The organism is Bacillus sp. PK6-16 (assembly GCF_056530295.1).
This window is the reverse complement of record NZ_CP096511.1, coordinates 1848105-1871887: the sequence shown is the minus strand read 5'-3', so window position 1 is coordinate 1871887 and position 23783 is coordinate 1848105. Positions and strand designations below refer to the sequence as shown.

The following is a 23783-nucleotide window of genomic DNA, read 5'->3' as shown; positions in this document are numbered from 1 at the left end:
CTTCTCTTACAGGATGCTCTTTCTTCATTTATTTTTTCTTTATTTACAAATGATCACACGGAGAACATTGAAAAGGAATTTTCCCTAAGCAATTAAGATTCGTTTCGCAAATTTGTTCAATTGTTGGAACAAATGGAATGACAACTATGTTACTTTCTACTATTTGTGTAACAGGTGGCAACACTGTGCCTACTTGATGTTCAAAACGAATACTCGCTTGATTTATATAATTTCCTGAACCATTTGGCGCGCTCTGTACTGCTACTTGGAACGAAACTGTCCTTGCTTCACCAGGATTTAAACTTCCTATAATAAATCCTGATACTGGGTTTACATTTGGCACTGGCGTATTATCAACCGTTACAGTTCCAAGAACAAATTGAACACTACTATCTAACATATCTTGAAAACGAATATTTTGTATTGCTGTATCCCCCGTATTTGTAATAACTGTCGTAAACGTAATAACATCTCCAATTGTTGCTGCCTGTAAATTTGCCGTTTTTACGACTGTCGTTGAGACATTTTGAGGAATAAACGGGATAACAACTGTATTACTATCACCTTCAACTACTAATGGCGGCTCATTCGGATTTACAGTTGCAAGCCCATTCGCTGTAGCAGTATTTGTAACTAAATTATTTATTTGCCCTCCTATTATTACAACTTGGAAATTAATAATTGCTGCATCATTTGGCTGAAAATCACCTAACGGAATACCAGTATTCGGGTTAGCGAATGGAAAAGATACATCATTTACCGTTACCGTGCCATTTATAAATAGCGTATTCGGATCAATGATATCTGTTAACACAATGTTGGTCACAGGAACTGTACTATCATTTATAACAGCGATTCCGTAAGTGACAACATCCCCTATCATTGCTACTTCAAAGTTTGCTCCTTTTGCAACAAATAAGATTGCAGTATTTACCGTCACTATAACGGTATTGCTCGTATCCATCACTGTAACTGGCGGCTCCCCTGGTACTAAAATATATTCTGCTAACGCCCCAGCAACGTTCACTACTGTACCACCATCTGGAAAACTTGTAATCGTAGCTTCATATGTTACAATCGCCGTCTCACCGACTGGAATGTCTACAATCGTAAATCCAACCTGCGGATTTACTCCCGGACGAGCTACTCCATTTACAGTTACACTATTTGGTACAAAAACAGCTTCCTGAGATAGGACATCGATAAATTGAATATTCATCGCATCAGCAGTACCAGTATTTAATATTCGAACCGTATACTTTACTGTTTCTCCTACACCAACAATTGAATGATCTACTTCTTTTTGCATATCTAAACTGCCTCTATTTACTGGTGTGACTGTCGTATTACTTGAATTCGTAATTGTAAACGGAGGTTCTCCTGGAATTAATTCAAAATCACCCGTTACTCTTGCTGTATTCATAATGCTACTAGAAGGCGGAACTGCGATTACATTTACTTCAAATGTAATTAATACGCTATCCCCTACTGCAAGATTAGGCAATGCAAAGCCTACAAATGGATCTAAACCTACTTGCGGAATCCCATTTATTTGTACACTTCCAGGAACGAATTCTAAACTAGGTGATGGAACATCGCTAAACTGAACGTTCGTCGCTGTTACCGTTCCCGTATTTGTAACTTGCACACTATACGTTAACGTATCTCCTAATCGTGTCGCTTCTTTATTTACAGATTTTATAACGCTGAATCGTCCTCTATTCACTCTAGTTATCGTCGTATTACTCGGCTCTGTTACTACAACCGATGGCTCTCCTGGCACTAAAGTAAAGCTTCCTGTTATATTTGCAACGTTCGTAATTGTTCCTGATGACGGGATGTTTGTAACTGTCGCTTGAAACGTCACTATAACTGTCTCACCAACTGGGATATCTCCAACTCCAAATCCAGTAATCGGATTTAAGTTTGGTTGCGGAGCTCCATTTATCGTTACACTATTTGGTACAAATGACGCACCTGTTGAAATCGTATCAATAAACTGAACATTGTTAGCTGTTACTGTTCCTGTATTCGTTATTTGCACTGTATACGTCAATACATCTCCAACTAGAGTAGCGGCTCTATTTACTTGTTTAATAACATTAAAGCGTCCTCTATTTACAGTTGTGAGTGTTGTATTACTTGGCTGATTTACTATAACTGGTGGTTCTCCTGGTACTAAAATAAAGCTTCCGGTAACATTTGCCGTATTGGCAATTGTTCCGTTTGACGGAACGCTAACAACTGTTACTTGGAATGTGACTTCTACACTTTCACCTGGAATTATATCCGGAAGTGAGAAGCCAGTGTTAGGGTCTAATCCAGGCTGTAACGCACCGTTTATCGTTACACTATTCGGTACGAATGTTATAGAGGATGGTAATACATCACTATATTGAACATTCGTCGCTATCACTGTTCCCGTATTTTGAACTACTGTTGTATATGTGATTGTATCGCCTACTGCAACAACCGGCTGACTTACTGATTTTAAAACATTCAAACCAGATTCATTTATTTCTGTTAATGTCGTGTTACTTGTCGTCGTTTCCGTAATAGGCGGCTCTGTTTCACTTACAGCAAACGTAGCTGTAACATCTACAAAGTTAACAATCGTTCCACCTTCTGGTATGCTCGTAACCACTTCCTGATATGTGACGAGTACAAAATCATCTACAGGTATATCTGGAACTGTAAAACCAATGAAAGGATCTAATCCTGGTGCTGGTACCCCGTTTATACTCACGCTTCCTGGTACGAATGCTACACCGGCGGAAGTAGTATCGATAAATTGAACATTCGTCGCTGGCACTGTTCCGAAATTAAAAATCAATACATCATACGTTAATATTTCTCCTACAGTCGCTACTTCCTTATCTACTATTTTCACTGGAAAAATAAACGCTATATTAATTGTCGTAACGACTAAATTCGTTAATATCGTTTCCGTAATCGGTGGTTCCTGCGGATTTGGTTGTGAAGTAAATGTAACGTCTGCATCATTTAATATGACTTCATTATCTGGAATTTCTGTAATCGTCACTTGGAATGTGACCTCAATACTTCCACCAGCGATTAATAATGGCGTAACTGTAAATCCTATTTCTGGATTTAAACCAAGTTGCTGCACTCCACCTATCGTTACACTATTGTCAACAAACGTCGTTCCTTCTGGTATGACATCTTGGAAGAACACATCTGTAACAGGGATAATTCCTACGTTTGAAATGAGCACGGTATACGTTAATACATCCCCAACAGCCCCAGTTGCAACATCAACTGTTTTTGTTGCTGTTACTTCACCAGGAGGAGGTAACGGTATTGTAACTACCGTTGTATTACTTGAATTCGTTGTTGTTACAGGTGGTTGTAAAGGATTTAATAAGAAAGTGGCTGTAGCAGATGCTGTATTTAATACTGCTCCACGTGTAGACGGTGCAACTACCGTAACTTGGAACGTTACTGTCAATGCTGTTCCAGCTGCAATATTAGGAAGCGGGAAACCAACATTTGGGTCAAATCCAGGTTGTGGCGTTCCATTTATCGTTACACTATTTGCTACAAATGTTGTTTCTAAAGCAATTGGATCAAGGAAAGAGACATTCGTTGCTGTTACTGTACCGTTATTTCGAATGACAACAGAATACGTGTAAGTTTCTCCAAGTGCTGCTTGTTGTACAGATGAAGATTTTTGTATATTTAACTGTGCTGTGTTTACTTGCGTCACTACAAAATTACTATTTGTAACAGTCGTTATTGGAGGGTTTGCTGGATTTATAAGAAAACTTGCAGTAACGTTCGATTGGTTTCTTATATTTCCACCGCTCGGAACACCCGTCACTGTAACTTGAAACGTAATGGTAGCCGTTTGCCCGACCGGAATATTTGGTACCGGGAATCCTGCCATAGGATCCGCGCCTTGCTGTACGACTCCATTTATCGTCACACTATTTGCTACAAAGGCAGTACCAGACGGAATTGGATCTTGAAAAACAATATTCATTGCAGGAACAGTTCCTGTATTTTGAATAAGAATCGTATACGTTAACGTATCTCCTACACCGGCTTGTGGTGTATTTACACTCTTCATTACATTAAGTGATCCTACATTCACTCGCGTCACAACAATATTACTAATCGTTACAATTGTAATTGGTGGCTGGAGAGGACTTACTTGGAAATCAGCAGTGACATTCGCATTATTCGGAAGAACTCTATTTGGTGGTACACTCGTGATTGTCACTTGAAAAGTGACCGTCACCATACCTCCTACTGGAATATTAGCAAGTGGAAATCCAGTTGTCGGGTTTAAACCTGGTTGAGGTGTCCCGTTTATCGTTACACTATTCGCTACAAAAGTGGTTCCAGCTGGAATCGGATCAAGGAATGATACATTTGTCGCTACTACCGTTCCACTATTTTGTATAGCAACTGTATATGTTAGTGTATCTCCTACACCTGCTTCAGTAGCGCTCACACTCTTCATTACATTTAACCCTGAGGAATTCACAACTGTCATAACAGTATTACTTGGAACCGTCACAGTAATTGGTGGCTCTGTTGGATTTACAAGAAAATCTCCAGTTACATTCGCGTTATTTACAACATTATTCCCTGGTGGAATTTCATCAATTAATACCTCAAATGAAATAATTACACTCGCGCCAGTAGGTAAATCATTTAATGGGAATCCTAGTCCTGGATCTGCCCCCTCTTGTAAAACACCATCAACCAATACACTATTTTCAATAAATAATGTCCCTTGTGGAATTGAATCTTGGAAAAATACATTTGCAGCTGGTACACTACCTGCATTTATAACTTCGATTGTATATACTAAAACATCTCCTACCGTTGCAACATCCGTATTGACTGCTTTCACAACTTCAAAGTTTCCTGATTGTACTGTCGTATTCACAACATTACTCGGTACATTGATTGTTACTGGTGGTTCATTCGGATTCACTTGAAAGCTTGCTGTTACATTTGCTTGATTTAAAATATCTTCATTTTCTGGATTCTGTACAATTACTACGTCAAATGTGACTACAACCGTTTGAGCCGCAGGAATATTCGGAAGAGAGAATCCTGTATTCGGATTTAGTCCACTTTGCTGTACTCCATTAATTGTTACAGAATTTGCAACAAATGAAACAGCAGAAGAAATAGGGTCTTGGAAAAATACATTTGTTAACGGAACGTTCCCTGTATTTTGGACGGCAATTGTGTACGTTAAAGTATCCCCTACCGCCGCTTGCGTTGTATTTACTTCTTTTATTACATTTAAACCGCCTGTATTAACTTGTGTCACAACTGTATTCGTTTGTCTATTAATTGTTATCGGTGGCTGATTCGGAATAACGACGAAATTAGCAGATACATTTCCGCGATTCGCAATCGTACCTCCCGATGGTGTAGATGTTACTCGTACTTGAAATGTAACAGTCCTACTTCCGCCAGGAGATATATTAGCTACTGTAAACCCAGTCGCTGGATTTACCCCAGGTTGTGAAACCCCATCCACAGTCACACTATTTACGATAAATGTCGTTCCAATTGGGATCGGATCTTGAAAAATAACGTTCGTTGCAAGTACATTTCCTGTATTTTGAATTGTTACCGTGTACGTAAGAACGTCGTTAACCGTTGCAAAAGCTTTATCCACTGTTTTTCTCGTTGCTATATCAGCTATATTAATTGTCGTAACTACAGTATTACTTGTCGCTTGCCCTGAAACTGGTTGTTGACCAGGCACTGGAGTAAAGGTAAATGTTACACTCGCACGGTTTGGAATTGGATTGACAAGAGGGTTCGATGTTACTCGAACTTGAAAGCGCACTACAGTCGTTTGCGATGCATTAATACTTCCAAGATTAATACTACTTGCTGGATTCGCTCCTGGACGCGCTACTCCATTTACCGTAACGCTATTTGCGACAAATGTTGTTCCAGCAGGGATACTATCAACAAAAATAACATTGTTCGCAGTGACGTTTCCATTATTTGTGACATTAACTGTGTACGTTAATACATCATTAAGCGTTGCCGTCTGTAAATCTACAGATTTCTGCATACTTATAGTTGCTTGATTCACTGTCGTTTGTACTGTGTTTGAAGAAGACGTACTTGTAATAGGAGGACTACCAACGAAGGGACGGAATTGATATGACACCATTGCACGATTTAAAATAGGATTGGGATTCGGGAATGATGTTATTCGAACTTGAAATGTAACAATTCTTTGCGTGTTATTTGGGATTGTGCCTAAATTAATTCCATTAGCAGGGTTTGCATTCGGCTGTGTTACTCCCCCTACCGTAACACTACCTGCAACAAACGTCGTTCCGCTCGGAATACTATCACGTAATACAACGTTTTCTGCACTTCCTGTTCCTGTATTTGGGACCGTAATTGTATAAGTGAGAGTATCCCCTACCCCCGCGACTGTTCTATTAACTGATTTAACAGGATTAATAATTGGACCTGTTGCATCAATTTGAACACCAAAACCAGCTGCAGCGTATCCATCTCCATTTGTAACAAATCGAACCGTTGCTGATGTTTGACTGTTTACTAAAGATGAGGAGGCATCTACATTCGTAATATCCCACCCCTGTCTTCGGACGGCCAAAGCTACCCCTAACGGCTGATTCAAATCTCCAAACGTGCCGCTCGTATCTAAATTTCCACTGTCATTACAAATTTGTGACTGAAAGAAATTATTCGCAGGATTTCTCGGTCCGAATAATGCAACTGTAGCATTTGCATTCGGCCCAAAGCGAAGTTGATCTCCAACAATGTTAGAATCACCTTCTTGAGCAGTTACGAGCACTCTTCCTGTAACAGCTCCTGTTGCCGGCGTAGCAAAACCTGAAATTGTAGCATCAACTGGCGGGGATGAAGCATCGATAATTTCTTGACCTGCATATACTGACAAATTTCGAAGTGGTAAACTTGCATTTTGATACACAACCTCAAGCGTCCATCCAGCTGAACGACTGATTGTTGGGTCGGCTGAAGTTCTTGCAGCTGGCACAGCACCCGTTGTATATGTGCCTGCCCCACCTGCACTAACAAGATTCGTTACATTGGCAGAGCGAGCATAATAAAACTGATTTCCTACTGAACCTTGCTGCGCGGTAGCAGGATCTGGCGTAACAGAAAACGTCCCTGCTGGCGTTGTAAATGTAATGTTATCATTTAAAAATGGTAACACATCTTCCGTATCAGTCCGGAAAGTACCAGCCCAAACTAATTCTGCATATAATACACTGCTTCCCGCTGGAAGATTTAAAATTGCACTTGAAGAATTCAATTGCCATTCATCTGTTGTCCCTGCTGGGAACCCTGGTACTTGCAATGCTGTATTTACTGTCGTAAACACAGCAAGTGTACCAAAAATATTACCTGGTGCAGGTGATGTAGGGCTAAGTCCCAGCGTATTCCCAGTAAACGTGACGGCACCAGGTACTGTTGTCGTAAACCTATTTATAAAAGGCACACAATCATCTCATTTCAATTATAGTAAAAAGTGCTCTATACTATAAAATGTAGACAAACTATACAATGTACGTTGTCCAACAAAATTCCGCACATATGAGAGGGGTTTATAAAACTATGCGCTACGTTATCATAACAGGAACTTCACAAGGTTTAGGTGAGGCAATCGCTACGCAATTATTAGAAAAAAATACAACTGTCATCTCTATTTCTAGAAGAGAAAATAAAGAGCTTACGAAACTTGCAGAGCAATATAACAGCAATTGCATTTTTCATTCCCTAGATCTTCAAGATGTACATAACTTAGAAACTAACTTTAAAGAGATCATTTCATCTATTAAAAAAGACAATGTATCCTCTATTCATTTAATTAATAATGCGGGTACAGTTGCACCTATGAAGCCAATCGAAAAAGCTGAAAGCGAACAATTCATTACGAACGTTCACATTAATTTACTTGCACCTATGATTCTTACATCTACATTTATGAAACATACGAAAGACTGGAAAGTAGATAAACGCGTTATTAACATTTCATCTGGTGCAGGAAAAAATCCTTACTTTGGCTGGGGCGCTTATTGTACAACGAAAGCTGGTGTAAATATGTTTACACAGTGCGTAGCAACTGAAGAAGCAGAAAAAGAATATCCAGTAAAAATCGTCGCTTTTGCACCTGGCGTTGTTGATACTAATATGCAATCACAAATTCGTGAAACAAATAAAGAAGATTTCATAAACTTGGACCGCTTCATTGCATTAAAAGAAGAAGGAAAACTATTATCACCTGAATATGTTGCGAAAGCTATTCGTAACTTACTAGAAACTGAGGACTTCCCTCAAGGCGAGATTATTAGAATTGATGAATAACAAAAAGGTGTGCTAAAATAGCACACCTTTTTGTTTTACTTCTCTAAAAATATAAGCACAGACTCCGCAATTTTCTCATAACCAATTTCTTGATAAATTTTATTCGATATCGGATTCGCTAAATCAGTATATAACGTAGTCGTCTTATACCCTTCATCTAACATACGTTGACTAAGTGCTGCTACACACTTAGATGCGTATCCCTTTTTCCTTGCTTCTTTCGGCGTATATACAAAATTAACTGTTATATTATTTTTAGTTGGTCTCGTTTTTGCAGCTACAGAAACGAGTTTCCCATCCACTTCCAAACCAAACAGTCGATTTGTAGTTATTAATGTATACGCAGTTTGTTTTGCTTCTTCTTTCGTAGTAGGAAGCTTTACGTCTTCACAAAATTGATATATCCACTGTTCTATTAATGGTAATTCATCATTATTTACCGCTCGAAAAAGTCCATTCGCATTACACTTCTTCTTTACTCTGTTCAACTCATACACACCTTGCTCCATTGCAACATGCGTTTTTTTATTTTCTAATACTGCAATCTCTTCCGCTAATTTCTGTACAATTTTCTTATTACCGATCAATCCAGGAATATCCGGATATACTTTCGTTAATTCTTTTGCAAGTTCCTCAATAGTTACTCCCGCAATTTCAGAAGTTGCAACAATGATTTGTTTCTTCTCTTCTGTTTGCAGAAATACAACCGCAATTTCTTCTCCTTGTTTCGCTATCCCCATAAATGTTGGTTGTTGGACCATTTGTAATACACCTAATATGAGATTGTTTTCCTGCTCATTCTTTTCTAGAAATGGTGTAACATCTTCTTTAAAATGAAAAATCTCTTCATATACATGTAATTGAATCATCGACAATCTCTTCTCTCTATTTATATTTTAATTAAGTATTGGCGATTAATTCATTAAATCCCTCTTTTACGATTCAATAATATTCAAAGCTAATGTATTCAAAGCATTTTCAGCTTGTAAAATTCTCTGTTTTTCCTTTTCAAATACATCTTCTTCTTTTCGAAATGACTCTTGTCGATTTTTAATCATACGATTCATTTCTTTTTTACTCGGTCCACCGTATACATTTCTTTTTTGAATAAAAGCTTCTGGCGCTATAATTTCTTTCCACTCTTTTTCTAATAAATTTATTTTAAAATGTTCTTGCAAGTACATATTTACCTCTTTGAAGTGTAATTCATGTAGTTCTTTTTTCTGCTCCAATAACATATTTGCAATAGCACTTGCTGCATGATGAGCATGCCGAAATGGAATTTCATAGTTTTTTGTTAAAACATCGGCGAAATCCGTTATCGTTATTGCATGTTTATAGGAACGACTTTTTAACGTTTCTTCTTCTACTTTCATCGTTCGGATCACTGCATTCATCATACAAAAAACACGAATTGCCTTTTCAATCCCTTTATATAAATATGGCTGCAAGTCATCTTCCGTATCGACAATATCACCAAATGGTGTATTATGAATCATTTGAAATACTGTAAATGCTTCTCCTAAAGCACTACTCGTAATTGCACGAGCGTGTTCAATTGAAACCGGATTTCGTTTTTGCGGCATAATACTACTGATTTGTACATATGGCTTTGCAACAGTAATACCGTCATATTCTTTCGTTGCTAACAACAAAAAGTCATGAATCCATCTACTCGTATTCGTCATCATTACCATAAGTAGCGAGCTAACTTCTAATAAATAATCCGCTCCAGCAACAGCATCATATGAGTTCTCAATTACATTTGTAAATCCAAGTAGATGAGCAACTCGTTCTCGTTTAATCGGGAAACTTGTTGTAGAGAGTGCAGCTGCCCCCATTGGAGACTGATTTAAAAGCTGGTACGTTTTTTTCATTCGTTCTAAATCTCTTTGCATCGTATCATAAATTGCTAACGTATAATGACCAAATGTTGTTGGCTGTGCTGGTTGTGTATGTGTATAAGCTGGCATGATCGTTTCCTTATGATCAACGGCAAGTTGCAGTACACTTTCTTGCAATAACAAATGATGTTCTATTAATCGTAATACATATCGCCTTAAACTCATGCGATACATCGTTACGCCCATATCATTTCTACTTCTACCAATATGCATATTACTTACAAAATCGCATTTCGCTTCTTGAGAAATTAAATGTTCGACTAAAAAAAAGAGATCTTCATGCTGCTCTGTATAGAGCAATTGCTCTTCTGGAATTCCCTCTACCTTTTTTAATGCGTGTAATATAACTTTAGCTTCTTCCTTTTTCATTAAATTTTCTTCCGTCAGCATCGTAATATGTGCTTTATGCACTTGAAACATATCTTTCAATAAGTAATTTCTTTGAAAATGAAATACATGTTGTAATACACAATCCACATATGTTTTCCCAGGGAAATCAGCGCCTTCACTCTTTATAAACTCTTCTTTACTTTGTTTCATCACCTTTTCCCCTCTCACCTAAGTATTACTACCCATCATACCCAGAGATAGAAAAAAAGTGCTTGTACATAAAAATAAACTCGGTGCTCTCTGCACCGAGTTTATTTAATAAAAGTCGCATCATACTTATCACTTTGCAACACTTGGAAATGTAAGTTTGCTAAATGTTTCCGTATTTCTGCACTATCGTCTTCATTTAAATTATTCGCCAAAAACACAATCTCCGTACAGTTTCCACGTTTATCCATAGCGTAAACTGCTTTTGTAACCGTCCATGGTGTGTAACCATTCTTTTGCCCCGCATGTCTGAATGTTTTACGGTATTTCTTGGCACTCATGTCTGTTTCAACGATATTTGCCCACACTTTTTCTTCAGCCTCTGTCAAGCCACCTTTATGGTTTGCCTTTTGAAGTAATACCATATAATCATTTGCAGAAGCTGCTGGTAATCTATCTGACCAAATTTTGTCGTAACGTTCCTCTAAATAAAGCGGAATTTCCTTCTGTAATAATGGTCCCTTCTTCTTTAAGCGTTCATGAATAATCATCGCATATTCACGATATTGCTCTTGAGACATTTCTTTTAACTTTTTCTCTATTTTATATTTTGGAACATGTAATTCTTTATGCAAATATCCCGGGATATACAAAGATGAAACGATTGGAAATAGTGGTTGATGTGCAGGAAGTGATAAACTTTGTAAATTTCGATTGATGTTATCTAATCCTAACAATTCCATTAAGTATTCAGCATTTGCATTCGAACTAAACTTAACCATTCCTTTTGCCACTTCTTCTAAAGAAACCGCTCCTTCAGTTATCTTGCCCGTCTTCTCCAAATACTTTTGCCATCTATCTTGTGCACCACCATCTGTATTCGGCACATAATAACGATTCACATCATTAATCGACACGAAACTAGAAGAATCAATTTTCCCTTCAGTAACTTGTTTCGTATATTCAAGCGCCACAATTAATTTCATCGTACTAGCAACTGGCAATACAACATTTGGGTTTACAGAATAAACAACTTTATCATTTCTCTTTACTAGAAGCGCACTATTTTTTTCATCTTTATGTTCTTCAATAAAAGATGCAATATACTGTGCATCATCATTATTTGAACTCCACACTTTTTTCACTAAAAAGTTACCCGATATTAGCAAAACAAAAATACCCACAATTACTGCGCATACTATAGTTTTTTTCAAGTAAAATTCCTCTCCTATTGTGTAACTCTTCTCTATTTATCATTTAAAAACAAAATAATGGAGATGGTCATTTAAATAACCATCTCCATTATTTTAACTTGTATGCTCCTATTATGTCTACGTCATAAATTTCACAAAATCCTCAAGAAACTTTTTATAATGTAACGACCAACCAATTCGCACCCAATTTTTTAATGCTTTTGCATCAGGTTGAGGCCGAAAATCAGCAATACTCTCTCCTTTTGCAATTCCAACTGTATCTACATCGACACGACGATATACATAATCTAAAATGGATGGATTTGCCGCAACCATCATTGTAACGACGTCATGTACTGGACTACCTGTTATTTTCGGGTTTAACTTTTTATATGCTTTATAATAATACGTAAATATCGGCTCGATTAACTTATTAAAACTCGTTTTAGAGTGTTTCGTAATATATTTTACCATTTCCGGTGTAATAATTGCTTCAGATGTAACGTTAAGTGGCACTAATGTCACATTTTTGGCATTTTGCATAACTAATTGTGACGCAATGGGATCACCATGAAAATTCGCCTCTGCGACTGGTGTTACATTGCCAGGCATTAAGAAAGCACCGCCCATTATATAATATTCTTTCACATACTTCATCATCGGCTTTTCTAAAATAAATGCTGTCGCTAATGTTGTTGATCTACCAGCATCGACTATTATTAATTCTCCTTTATATTTTTCAAGAAGATCAAAAAATGTACAAAAAGGCTTTATATTTGGTGAAAAAGTTTTTGGAGGTTTAATTGGCCCTAAACCGTCTGTCCCATGAATTTCTGGATAATACGTCGTAATATCTCCGGATAAAGGAATTTTCGCACCATTAATAACAGGTATATCTTCCCGTCCTGCCATTTGCAATAAATATGCGGCATTACTTGTCGCCTTTTCTTGTGTTACATTTCCATATCCCGTTACTACACCAACAATATCAATATCAGGATGCAACAATCCATACATAATTGCTAAAGAGTCATCAATTCCTGGGTCTCCTAAAAATAACACTTTTTTCATCGACCTCAACTCCATCCCCTCAGTTGTTATTAATTTATGAATAACCGTGGATATACAGAATAAAAAAAGAACAAATTCATAAGAAAAAACGCAGTCTTATAAGGACTACGTTCTTCAGCTAACCTATACTGTTTTTTTTACAGCACTCATACTTCCAATAACATAAGCGATAAACGCAAAACAAATCGGGAAGACAACTGTATGTATACCGAATGGATTTGGATAGAAAAGATGAATACACATATATGAGCCTACCCCAACTAAAATAGACGCAAGCGCTCCTGTAGCATTTCCTTTCCTCCAATATAACCCTAATACGATTGGCCAAATGAATGCTGCTTCTAATCCACCGAAAGAAAATAAATTTAGCCATATTAAAAAATCTGGTGGTTTAATCGCCGCTGCATAAACGAGTAGTCCTACAATACCAGTAATCCATAAACTTCCTTTTTTTATCGTACTGTCTGCTGCATCTTTATTTATGTAATTTACGTATATATCTTTAATAATTGACGAGCTTACAAGTAATAATAAAGAGTTTACTGTAGACATAATCGCTGCCATCGGTGCAGCTAAGAAAACTCCAGCTAACCAAGGAGGTAACACTTCCATCGCAAGTAGCGGCATTACTTTATCTGGTACCGTTATACCTGGAAGTACTACTCTTGCAAATACACCAGTTAAATGCATACCGATCATAATTGTGCCAACGACAACGGTTCCAATTATTAAAGCTTGATGCATCGCTTTTGAATTTTTATAAGACATGGCACGCACGCTAATTTGCGGTAAGCCGACAACGCCAATTCCAATTAAAATCCAAAATGATGTAACATATGATTTCGTTAAACTGCCATCTGCTCCGAATGGTGTAATTAACTTTGGATTAATTTGAACAAGTTCCTGCATAATCTTTTCAATTCCACCACCAGCAATGACAGTAGCAATTAAAATGATTGTCGTTCCAACTAACATAATGATTCCTAATAATGTATCTGATAGAGCAACTGCACGAAATCCACCAATTAATACGTACACAAGTACAGAAAAAGTAAATAAAAATAGTGCTGTTGTATACGATAGACCCGTTAGTGACTCGATTAATCGTCCACCACCGACCCACTGGGCTACTGTCGCTGAAAATAAAAAGATAATAATACATAACGCAGAAAGTATAACAACTGCTTTATTATTGTATCTCCCTTTTAAATAATCGATAAGAGTAATTGCTTCCATCTTCCTAGCGATAATTGCAAACTTTTTACCGATAACCGTTAAAACGATATAGCCTGTTACAACTTGAATCGCAGATAACAGTACCCATCCAAGCCCCATATTGTAAGCAATACCAGGGCCACCAATAAAGCTACTTGCACTACCGTACGTAGCAATCATTGTCATCGCTAATAATAAACCGCCTAGCTCACGCCCACCAAGAAAATATTCTTGTAAAAATTTATTATGAGCAGTTGCTTGCACACGTCTTGAAGCATATACACCAATTAAAAATACAACGATAAACGAAATTATCATTGGAATGATTACATACCAATTCATCTATTATTCCTCACTTTTTTCTTCCTCATCGAGTGAAATATCTTGAAATACAAAACGAACAACTAAACTAAGTAAAATAACCATAACGATAAATCCAACGATACAGCTATAAAAAAACCATGCGGGAAAACCTAATACATATGTATATTCATTCGGATTTTTACTACCAAGCCCATAAGCAAATCCGTACCATATTATAAAATTAATAATAGCAAGTCCAAGACCAATTAACGCTTCTCTATGGGCTATTCGAAAGCGTGGATCATCATGATAATCTTTCATTTTTACCCCTCCTCTCACGATGTATTATTGTACCATTGTTCTTCTAGTTTTTCCTACTAGAAAGCAAAAACAAGCAGGATTTTTTATAATCATATAGAAGCTTCTCTTACATTACATATTTTTTACAATTGTAACACAAATGAAATTTGAATTTTCAGTATTTCTTAATTATGATTTTAATTAGAGGCTTTCCATCTAGTTTCCACATCCTTGATTTCGGAATAAGCGCCGTCTCGTACTGCGTTTACATTATATTTTCAAGGGGGTTATACAATGAGTCAACTAGCTGTAAATCTTCATGAAAAGGTAGAGAAATTTCTTCAAGGTACAAAAAAGTTATATGTGAATGGATCTTTCATCGAAAGCGCTTCCGGTAAAACATTTAAAACACCTAACCCAGCAACTGGTGAAACTCTTGCCGTCGTTTCTGAAGCTGGTCGCGAAGATATTCATAAAGCTGTAGTCGCAGCTCGTATGGCTTTTGACGAAGGTCCTTGGTCTCGTATGAGCACCGCTGAGCGAAGCCGTCTCATGTACAAGTTAGCTGATTTAATGGAAGAACATAAAGAAGAGCTTGCACAGCTCGAAACATTAGATAACGGAAAGCCAATCCGTGAAACAATGGCAGCAGACATACCACTTGCAATTGAGCATATGCGCTATTACGCTGGTTGGGCTACGAAAATCGTTGGTCAAACAATTCCTGTTTCCGGTGATTACTTTAACTATACACGCCATGAAGCTGTTGGTGTCGTTGGTCAAATTATCCCTTGGAACTTCCCGCTTCTTATGGCAATGTGGAAAATGGGAGCAGCGCTTGCTACAGGATGTACAATCGTTTTAAAACCTGCAGAACAAACTCCACTATCTGCTCTATACTTAGCTGAATTAATTGAAGAAGCTGGATTCCCGAAAGGTGTTATTAATATCGTACCTGGATTCGGTGAATCAGCTGGACAAGCTCTCGTTAATCATCCACTCGTTGACAAAATTGCATTTACCGGTTCTACTCCTGTCGGTAAACAAATTATGCGACAAGCATCCGAAACATTAAAACGCGTTACACTTGAATTAGGCGGTAAATCACCAAATATCATATTGCCAGATGCTGATTTATCTCGCGCGATTCCTGGTGCACTTTCTGGTGTTATGTTTAACCAAGGACAAGTATGCTCTGCTGGATCACGCTTATTTGTTCCGAAGAAAATGTATGATAATGTCATGGCTGATCTCGTCCTCTATTCTAAAAAACTAAATCAAGGTGTCGGTCTTAACCCTGAAACAACAATTGGCCCTCTCGTTTCCGAAGAACAACAAAAACGTGTAATGGGCTACATTGAAAAAGGGATTGAAGAAGGCGCTGAAGTACTTTGCGGAGGAAGTAATCCATTCGATCAAGGCTACTTCGTTTCTCCTACAGTATTCGCTGACGTAAATGATGAAATGACGATCGCAAAAGAAGAAATTTTCGGTCCAGTTATTTCTGCAATACCGTTTAACGATATTGACGAAGTAATTGAACGTGCAAATAAATCACAATTCGGCTTAGCGGCTGGTGTGTGGACAGAAAATGTTAAAACAGCACACTATGTTGCAAGTAAAGTACGTGCAGGTACAGTATGGGTAAACTGTTATAACGTCTTTGATGCAGCATCTCCATTTGGAGGATTTAAACAATCTGGTCTTGGCCGTGAAATGGGATCTTACGCATTAAATAACTATACAGAAGTAAAGAGCGTTTGGCTTAACTTAAATTAATGAGAAAGAACCTGACCTACCTGGTCAGGTTCTTTTCATTATGTATTCCTTTAAACTTGCAGTCCTCCGCTCACATTTAATACTTCACCTGTAATATAAGATGCGTATTCTGATGCTAAAAAGGCTGCTGCGTTCGCAATATCTTCTGGCGTTCCAATTCTACCAACTGGAATAGCGCCAACCATCTTTTCTTTCACTTTATTTGGTATCGTTTTGGTCATATCTGTATCCATAAACCCCGGACAAATCGCATTACAAGTAATACCGAAACTTCCAACTTCTTTCGCTGCTGTTTTCGTTAATCCTACAACTCCTGCCTTTGTAGCCGCATAATTTGCTTGACCTATGTTTCCTTCTCTACTAATTGAAGATATATTAATAATGCGTCCATACCCTTGTTGTCTCATGTAAAGAAGCGCGGGTTGCATACAATAAAAAACTCCAGTTAAATTCACTTGTAATACTTGTTCCCAAGCAGACTTCTCCATTTTATGTAACATTGCGTCTCTTGTAATTCCAGCATTATTCACCAAAATATGTAATGTACCAAATTTTTGAACCGCATATTCAATTAACGACTTTGCTTCATTTTGATTACTCACATCACATCGATATGAGCACACTTCATATCCTTCATCTGATAACTCATGTGTCGTTTTTTGTAGATTCTCTTCATTTACATCGCTAATTAATACTTTCGCCCCTAGTTTTGCATAAACCCTTGCAATCTCTTTTCCAATTCCCTGTGCAGCTCCTGTTACAACAGCTGTTTTCCCATTTAAAAACTCCATTCCTATCCCCCATTTCTATTACTTATACTGTATATTTCGGCTCCTTGCTTTCCAATTCCTCTTTGTATAAAAAAGTCTATTTGTGTCAAACTAACTTTGCAACGTCGCATAAACGCAAGGAGATTGTGTCGAATGAACAAAAAGAATTTCAAACAAAGCAAAGCAACGGATGGCATTGATGTTGAGTTCTCTCGCGAACTTGCTGACCACAATGACTTAGAAGCAAACGCACGTGCAAATGCCGCTGATGCACGTCAAAAGCGCCAATCAACCGAAAAATAAGGTACATCACAACCTTATTCTTTTCAAAAGGGACCTACTACCCAACAAAATAAACCGAGAGACATCTCTCGGTTTATTTTCTATATTTTTTTGCATAATGAGCCAAAGTAAGCAACGGATATATATGAGCATAACTATGATAACGAATATAAAACCCACCTGGTAAACCTGTTCCAGTAGGATATTTTTCATTTATATAAGAGTTGGAGAGCAAATATGAAATACCTTTTCGAATAACTGGCGTTTCTTTATCATAGTAAGAAATGAGGGCATCTAACGCCCATGCTGTTTGGGATGGTGTACTAAATGGCAAAGTAACAAATCTTTTTTCCACACTACTTTGGCAAGATTCTCCCCAGCCACCATCTTCATGCTGTATATGTTCAAGCCATAAAGCTGCTCGTTTCACTGATGGATCGCTAGATGGTATTCCTAGTGACCGTAAACCAGTCAACACTGCCCACGTACCATATATATAACAAATTCCCCATTTCCCATACCACGATCCATTTTCCTCTTGTACATTCATTAACCAATTTATCGCACTTTGTTTTTGTTTCTCGGGCAATTCATTTTGCGTATACGTTCCGAAAAATTCTAATACTCTTCCTGTAATATCTGGTGTAGAAGGATCTGTAATCATATCACTTGCATTTTCGATTGGTAAATTTGCTAATATACGGCTCGTTACCCCTTTTTCAAAAGCCCCCCAACCACCATCATTATTTTGCAATCCTTTAACCCAATTAACCGCTCGCTTCCAAGCAGTGTCTACATTTTCGTTCCCTCTACTTCGCGCCAATGCTCTTAACGCAGCAGTTGTATCATCAATATCTGGAATCGTCGTATTCACATCCGAAAAGCCCCAACCACCTGGGAAGAGATCCGGTGCATGTACACTCCAATCTACTTTCTTCGTTTGCTGTTTTCTTAATAAATATGCTGATGCATTGTGAATCACTTTACTTGCTTTCGGAACTTGAGCTTCTTGCAAAGCATAACTGAGTAAAGCTGTATCCCATACAGTTGATGGAGAGTTTTGCAAATGGCTCCCTCTCTCCATCTTCCATATATAAGATGTGATTCCCGTTATAGCTTTTTGAATAATTGGTGATTGAATAGAATGTCCTAATGCAAGTAAAGCATAAATCATATAAAACGAGGCAGTTGCGTAGCTATATAATGTTCCATTTTCATCAATACGCTCTTTCATAAAACGTTCTACTTCCTCATATCCTTTATGATGCAAAGAAAGTGGATACGTTATAATTTTCTTCACGTCACTTACTAACGTTTGAAAAACTGGAGACCGATCCTCCCGAAACCATTCTCCGCCCCCGCCTGCAATGTGATTTAAATTTGGCAATAACTTTTTCCCTACTCGGAATCTTTTATTTAAACACAACATCATCGGAATTAAATGAATACGTGCTGAGCTACTCAGTTCAAAAATACTGAGAGGGGAATCATTCTGCAGAAACATAATTGGTGTTGGCAAATGAAAGAGAGAAGGATATTCATATTCTCCATGAATCGCTAATAAAAACTTCGTCATAAAATGAGCACGCGCTACCCCACCGCGCTCATTTATAAACATTTCCGCTCGCTTCATATTCGCATCTTCTTTTGTATATTTTTCCGATGCAAGTAAGGCAGCATAAGATTGAATTGTAGCAGATAAATTACCACCCACTTCATCTTCATACAATTTCCATGTTCCTTCATTTGTTTGGAGTGATGCTAATCTTTTTACAAACGGTTCTATCTCTTTATCTTTACCTAATAATTTTAATAAAAAAATCATATGACAATCTGTTAGTGGCGCTCCTTCAAAACAAAACCGCCACGTACCATCTTGCCGTTGCATTGTTTGAAGTGCAGTTGTTCTTCTCGCTATTTCTTCATGCACTTTTTCATATAATAACAAGTTGCTCACCCACCCTTTCGAAATCCGTATAACGATATTCAAAAAGGTAGCTGAATATGTATAAAAACAAAGAAAAGCAGAACATATAAAATGTTCTGCTCATAAACAATACCCTACTCCGACAATAATCCCTAATAAAGCACCGACTACTACTTCATACGGTGTATGCCCAACAAGTTCATTTAACTTCTTATATTCTGTTTCTCTACCGTGAAAAAAATCATTCAATATTTTTGCTTGTTTACTTACTGCAAGCCTTACTCCTGAAGCATCATACATAACAATAATGGCAAAAATTGTAGCAACCGCAAACATCGAGCTTTCCACACCTTCCACTACTCCAACTCCTGTAGCAAGCGCTGTAACTGTTGAAGCATGAGAACTTGGCATCCCACCTGAAGCAAAAAACTTTGCAAAATCAAATTCACCTGTTTTAACTAATTTGAAGACTACTTTCGTTAATTGTGCTAAAAACCATGAAATTACAGCTGCCATAAGCGGATCATTATGTAAAATTGTTTCCATGTTCTCAGCTCCTTACTGACTATAATGGAAATTCTATATAATATAAGTATAAAGAAAAATGCGTAGAAAATACTACGCATTATGATACTTTTGCTGATTTATTTTTTATAAATTTCGGTTGTTTCTGCACTAAAAACTTAGTCTTCGCTACCGAGAATACAAATAATGCAACCCATATACAGAAAAATGCAATCATATGAGTAGATGTGAAATGTTCACCAAATACGAATACACCTAAAATTAAGCTAATTGTTGGTGCAATATATTGTAAAAAACCTACCATATAAAGCGGAATAAGTTGGGCTCCTTTTGCAAAATAAAAAAGTGGCAATGCTGTAACAATGCCCGCTCCTATTAATAATAATGTCGATAACATTGAAATAGATCCAAATGAGCCGAAACCATGGGCGCCTGTCATAACAAGGTAAATGATTGCAAGCGGTGTCACTAACATCGTTTCCATCGTAAGTCCAATTGTAGCATCATAGTTTAACAGTTTTTTCGTTAATCCGTATAATCCAAATGAAAAGGCAAGTGAAAGAGAAACCCACGGAATAGATCCGAAACGCACTGTTAAAATGATAACCCCCACTCCAGCTAAACCAACTGCAACATATTGCCAGAAGTTTAACTTTTCCTTTAAAACGACTGTACCAAGTAAAATACTAATAAGCGGATTAATATAATAGCCAAGACTCGCTTCAATAACATGATTATGATTAACGGCCCATATGTAAACAAACCAGTTTCCGCTAATCAAGACTGAAGCTATTGTTAATGACATTAATAATTTAGGTCGTTTAAAAAGATTCACAAATTCCCCAATAAACTGACGAAACCTCTTCGTAACACCTAATACGAGTAACATAAAAACAAACGCCCAAACGATGCGGTGTGCTAATATTTCATCTGCTGGAACTTCCTCAACCCATTTCCAATAAATCGGTAGGATTCCCCACATCGTGTAAGCACCAGCCGCGTATAGTATCCCTTTTTTTTGCTCTGCTGATTGACTCCCCATCTTCCTTTTTCTCCTCTTCTCATTTTTTCTCCATTATACGGTCTCACATGCTCACTTTACCAATAATCAATCTGCATTTCTTTCGACATTTCTCATACAACGAATAATAAACATACCGTTATTACAACAAGTAACGGTATGCCGAAAACAAATTTCTTTTTATGAGTTTTATGATGAAACATATACATGCCGATCCAAGCTCCAACTGCTCCTCCAGCTGCCGCCGATAAAAACAACGTACTTTCTGGCGTTCTCCACTGTTTCTTCTTTGCTTTTCGTTTATCAAGCCCCATAAGGCTAAAAGCTATAACGTTAATAATAAGAAAATAAATCCATTTCATCGCTTTCTCTCCTTATGAAAAATTCGATTAATAGTAACACGAAAAAACGACGGAAACAACTGAAGAACTCTTTTTATCCAACTAGTTTCATTCCTTTTTCTTAATTAGTTACCCTCATATTTACATAACCAACTAAAATCGCAGTTAAAGCATTTAATATAGAAAAATGTTATGAGCAGAATCTTATATTTCATTACATTCATCCACTACCATATCATCAAAAAAATTGCTCTCAATCACTTTCTCATCAAAACGAAGAACTACAATTAGCCCTACATATAAAGAAACAAAATTTAGAAACCATTCCCCATTCTCATCTTTCTTAGCTAAGCATTTAAATATTTCTTGAAATTGCACCCGCTCGTCTACAGCAACAATGGGACGTACACCAAAATATTTCAATACAAGATTCAGCTTCAGCTGTACGGATAATGATAAAATATATTTTAATAGCTTCGTATACTCTGCACTATCTTTTTGACTATACAACTTCACAAGCTTTGGATGTAAATTCGAAATCGATAATTCCTCGTCAGTCACTCTAGTTACTTCTATCGTTTCAATCATCTTTTTCATATCCATCACATTCACCCCTTCTGAAAAAATTCTAAAGCCAAAGAGTACTTAATTCAAAATGTACAACAATTGTGCGTTTCTCGTCTCTCGTTCTTCCCCACTGACTAAATCATACTTTTTTAGGAGGTGAAAAACATCATTTAATAATTTCTGTGAATGAATACCTTGCAAAAAACTCTTTAACTCTTTAAAGATCCCTTCAGGTAAAAAATTCTTTTGACTTTCAAGCTTATTCATCACATCTTCAATAGAATGATCAATGTTACATGCCATACTAAACTTCCCCCTCTATCCTCTATAAATAATATCCTCAGCTAACGATGTAAACACTTCTCCAACAAGAGAATCTTCATCATATACAGATGAACCATTATTTTCTTCACGTTTCGCAAAAGGTATTTTGGCAATTACTTCTGTTTGCAATTGTTCTGCAAGCATTTCGCCGCCGCCTTTTCCGAAGAGATAATTTTTCGATCCATCTTGCTCTTCATAATAAGCCATATTTTCCACAATACCTAAAATCTCATGCTTCGTATGTTTTGCCATTACACCGACTCTTGAAGCAACGAATGAAGCTACATTGTGCGGAGTTGTAACAATTATTTCTTTCGCTTGCGGAATCATCGCTGCAACATCAATCGCAACATCTCCTGTACCTGGTGGTAAATCAAGTAATAAATAATCTAATTCTCCCCAGTGCGTATTCGCAAGGAAATTTTGAATCCATTTATTTAGCATCGGTCCGCGCCACATCACTGGGTTATTTCCTTCTGTAAAGAATCCCATCGACATGATTTTAACACCGTGACTAATGACTGGAATTGCCGTTTGATCAATCATCGTTGGTTTCTTATTCGTTTCCATCATAGCCGGAATACTAAAACCATATATATCTGCATCTAATATTCCCACTTTTTTGCCCATACGAGCTAGTGCAGTTGCAAGATTAATTGTCACCGTTGATTTTCCAACTCCGCCTTTTCCGCTCGTTACAGTAATAAAACGTACTCCTGAATCCGGGCGAAGCATGCTCGGCATACCAGTTTTTGTTCTAGTATTTCGCTTTAACTTCTCTGTTAAAGCTGCACGTTCTTCTTGTGTCATAGAACCAAATGTTACCCCCACTTTAGAGGCACCAATTGCGTGAAGCGATTCTTCAATATCTTGTTGAATTTTTGCTTTTAACGGACAACCTTGGATTGTTAGTACTACTTCAAGTTTAACCTCTGTTCCGTTCATTTGTATATTTCTAACCATATTTAATTCTACAACACTTTTGTGTAACTCTGGATCCTCTACATGTTTTAATGCATTCATTATTTGTTCTTGAGTAAGCATGGAACTCATCCCTTCTCTTATTCTAATTTATATACAACATTTTCTTGGCACTTCATCTGGTGAAAAAGCTTATTATCCCCCGCTAACGGGTGGGATTAATGCGACTATATCTCCGGCTTTTATCATCTCTTCATTCATTACAAACTCTTCATTAACAGCCACCATCACTTTATCCAGCGATTGTAAACAATAGCTGGCTTTGAGCCATTCTTTTAATTGCTGCACTGTCATTTCTTGCTTTTCTGAAATTACTAATCGATCCGATCCAACTTCCTCACGCAAATTTGCAAACAGTAAAATTGTAATCATTTTC

At 37.3% G+C, this 23783-nt stretch carries 19 protein-coding genes; 3 read left to right on the top strand and 16 right to left on the bottom strand.

Features of this window, described 5'->3' with window-relative positions:
* Positions 1-43 precede the first annotated feature (43 nt).
* Entirely contained in the window at positions 44-7501 is a 7458-nt protein-coding gene (locus M1D66_RS09670; protein ID WP_242555236.1) for a DUF7507 domain-containing protein, read from the bottom strand.
* A gap of 116 nt (positions 7502-7617) precedes the next feature.
* Between M1D66_RS09670 and M1D66_RS09665 the strand changes: the two genes are divergently transcribed.
* A complete protein-coding gene (locus tag M1D66_RS09665; RefSeq protein WP_001271056.1) occupies positions 7618-8367 on the top strand; it encodes a (S)-benzoin forming benzil reductase in 750 nt (249 codons plus the stop codon).
* A gap of 35 nt (positions 8368-8402) precedes the next feature.
* On the opposite strand, the gene M1D66_RS09660 is transcribed toward M1D66_RS09665, so the two are convergent.
* The 6 genes from M1D66_RS09660 to M1D66_RS09635 form a co-directional block, all read right to left on the bottom strand.
* Complete coding sequence (locus M1D66_RS09660) at positions 8403-9236, bottom strand: GNAT family N-acetyltransferase (RefSeq protein WP_000615382.1); 834 nt, start codon at positions 9234-9236, stop codon at positions 8403-8405.
* 66 nt (positions 9237-9302) lie between these two features.
* Positions 9303-10811, bottom strand: a complete 1509-nt coding sequence (argH, locus tag M1D66_RS09655; RefSeq protein ID WP_000813987.1) for an argininosuccinate lyase — start codon at positions 10809-10811, stop codon at positions 9303-9305.
* 101 nt (positions 10812-10912) lie between these two features.
* Positions 10913-12022, bottom strand: a complete 1110-nt coding sequence (locus M1D66_RS09650) for a serine hydrolase (protein WP_000751366.1) — start codon at positions 12020-12022, stop codon at positions 10913-10915.
* Positions 12023-12139: 117 nt separating this feature from the next.
* Positions 12140-13072 carry a nucleoside hydrolase gene (locus tag M1D66_RS09645; protein WP_000756457.1) on the bottom strand — a complete coding sequence of 311 codons (933 nt, stop codon included), beginning with the start codon at positions 13070-13072 and terminating at the stop codon, positions 12140-12142.
* A 123-nt stretch (positions 13073-13195) separates the two neighbouring features.
* Positions 13196-14629, bottom strand: coding sequence for a sodium/pantothenate symporter (gene panF, locus M1D66_RS09640; protein WP_001104820.1), 1434 nt, complete (start codon positions 14627-14629; stop codon positions 13196-13198).
* Positions 14630-14632: 3 nt separating this feature from the next.
* Positions 14633-14911 (bottom strand): YhdT family protein, encoded by a 279-nt coding sequence (locus M1D66_RS09635; protein WP_000656239.1) that lies wholly within the window; start codon positions 14909-14911, stop codon positions 14633-14635.
* Between the two features lie 273 nt (positions 14912-15184).
* Between M1D66_RS09635 and dhaS the strand changes: the two genes are divergently transcribed.
* The gene (gene dhaS / locus M1D66_RS09630) at positions 15185-16669 is read left to right on the top strand and encodes an aldehyde dehydrogenase DhaS (protein ID WP_000080281.1); all 1485 of its coding nucleotides are present in this window, start codon (positions 15185-15187) and stop codon (positions 16667-16669) included.
* A 50-nt stretch (positions 16670-16719) separates the two neighbouring features.
* Here the strand turns inward: dhaS and fabG are convergent, their stop codons facing one another.
* Complete coding sequence (fabG, locus tag M1D66_RS09625; RefSeq protein ID WP_000395036.1) at positions 16720-17460, bottom strand: 3-oxoacyl-ACP reductase FabG; 741 nt, start codon at positions 17458-17460, stop codon at positions 16720-16722.
* A 132-nt stretch (positions 17461-17592) separates the two neighbouring features.
* On the opposite strand from fabG, the gene M1D66_RS09620 reads away from it, so the two are divergent.
* On the top strand, positions 17593-17742 hold the full coding sequence (locus M1D66_RS09620) for a YfhD family protein (protein ID WP_001035815.1): 150 nt from the start codon (positions 17593-17595) through the stop codon (positions 17740-17742).
* Positions 17743-17815: 73 nt separating this feature from the next.
* On the opposite strand, the gene M1D66_RS09615 is transcribed toward M1D66_RS09620, so the two are convergent.
* The 8 genes from M1D66_RS09615 to moaD form a co-directional block, all read right to left on the bottom strand.
* Complete coding sequence (locus M1D66_RS09615; RefSeq protein WP_000928143.1) at positions 17816-19669, bottom strand: terpene cyclase/mutase family protein; 1854 nt, start codon at positions 19667-19669, stop codon at positions 17816-17818.
* Positions 19670-19768: 99 nt separating this feature from the next.
* A complete protein-coding gene (locus M1D66_RS09610; RefSeq protein WP_000447820.1) occupies positions 19769-20194 on the bottom strand; it encodes a divergent PAP2 family protein in 426 nt (141 codons plus the stop codon).
* Positions 20195-20273: 79 nt separating this feature from the next.
* Positions 20274-21215 (bottom strand): EamA family transporter RarD, encoded by a 942-nt coding sequence (gene rarD, locus M1D66_RS09605; protein ID WP_000535539.1) that lies wholly within the window; start codon positions 21213-21215, stop codon positions 20274-20276.
* Between the two features lie 92 nt (positions 21216-21307).
* Positions 21308-21556, bottom strand: a complete 249-nt coding sequence (locus M1D66_RS09600) for a DUF1294 domain-containing protein (protein WP_000871349.1) — start codon at positions 21554-21556, stop codon at positions 21308-21310.
* Positions 21557-21739: 183 nt separating this feature from the next.
* The gene (locus tag M1D66_RS09595) at positions 21740-22138 is read right to left on the bottom strand and encodes a hypothetical protein (RefSeq protein ID WP_242555237.1); all 399 of its coding nucleotides are present in this window, start codon (positions 22136-22138) and stop codon (positions 21740-21742) included.
* A 42-nt stretch (positions 22139-22180) separates the two neighbouring features.
* The gene (locus M1D66_RS09590) at positions 22181-22405 is read right to left on the bottom strand and encodes a group-specific protein (protein ID WP_242555238.1); all 225 of its coding nucleotides are present in this window, start codon (positions 22403-22405) and stop codon (positions 22181-22183) included.
* Between the two features lie 15 nt (positions 22406-22420).
* The gene (locus M1D66_RS09585; RefSeq protein WP_242283374.1) at positions 22421-23470 is read right to left on the bottom strand and encodes a P-loop NTPase; all 1050 of its coding nucleotides are present in this window, start codon (positions 23468-23470) and stop codon (positions 22421-22423) included.
* A gap of 72 nt (positions 23471-23542) precedes the next feature.
* Entirely contained in the window at positions 23543-23779 is a 237-nt protein-coding gene (gene moaD / locus M1D66_RS09580) for a molybdopterin converting factor subunit 1 (RefSeq protein WP_000628500.1), read from the bottom strand.
* Positions 23780-23783 lie beyond the last annotated feature (4 nt).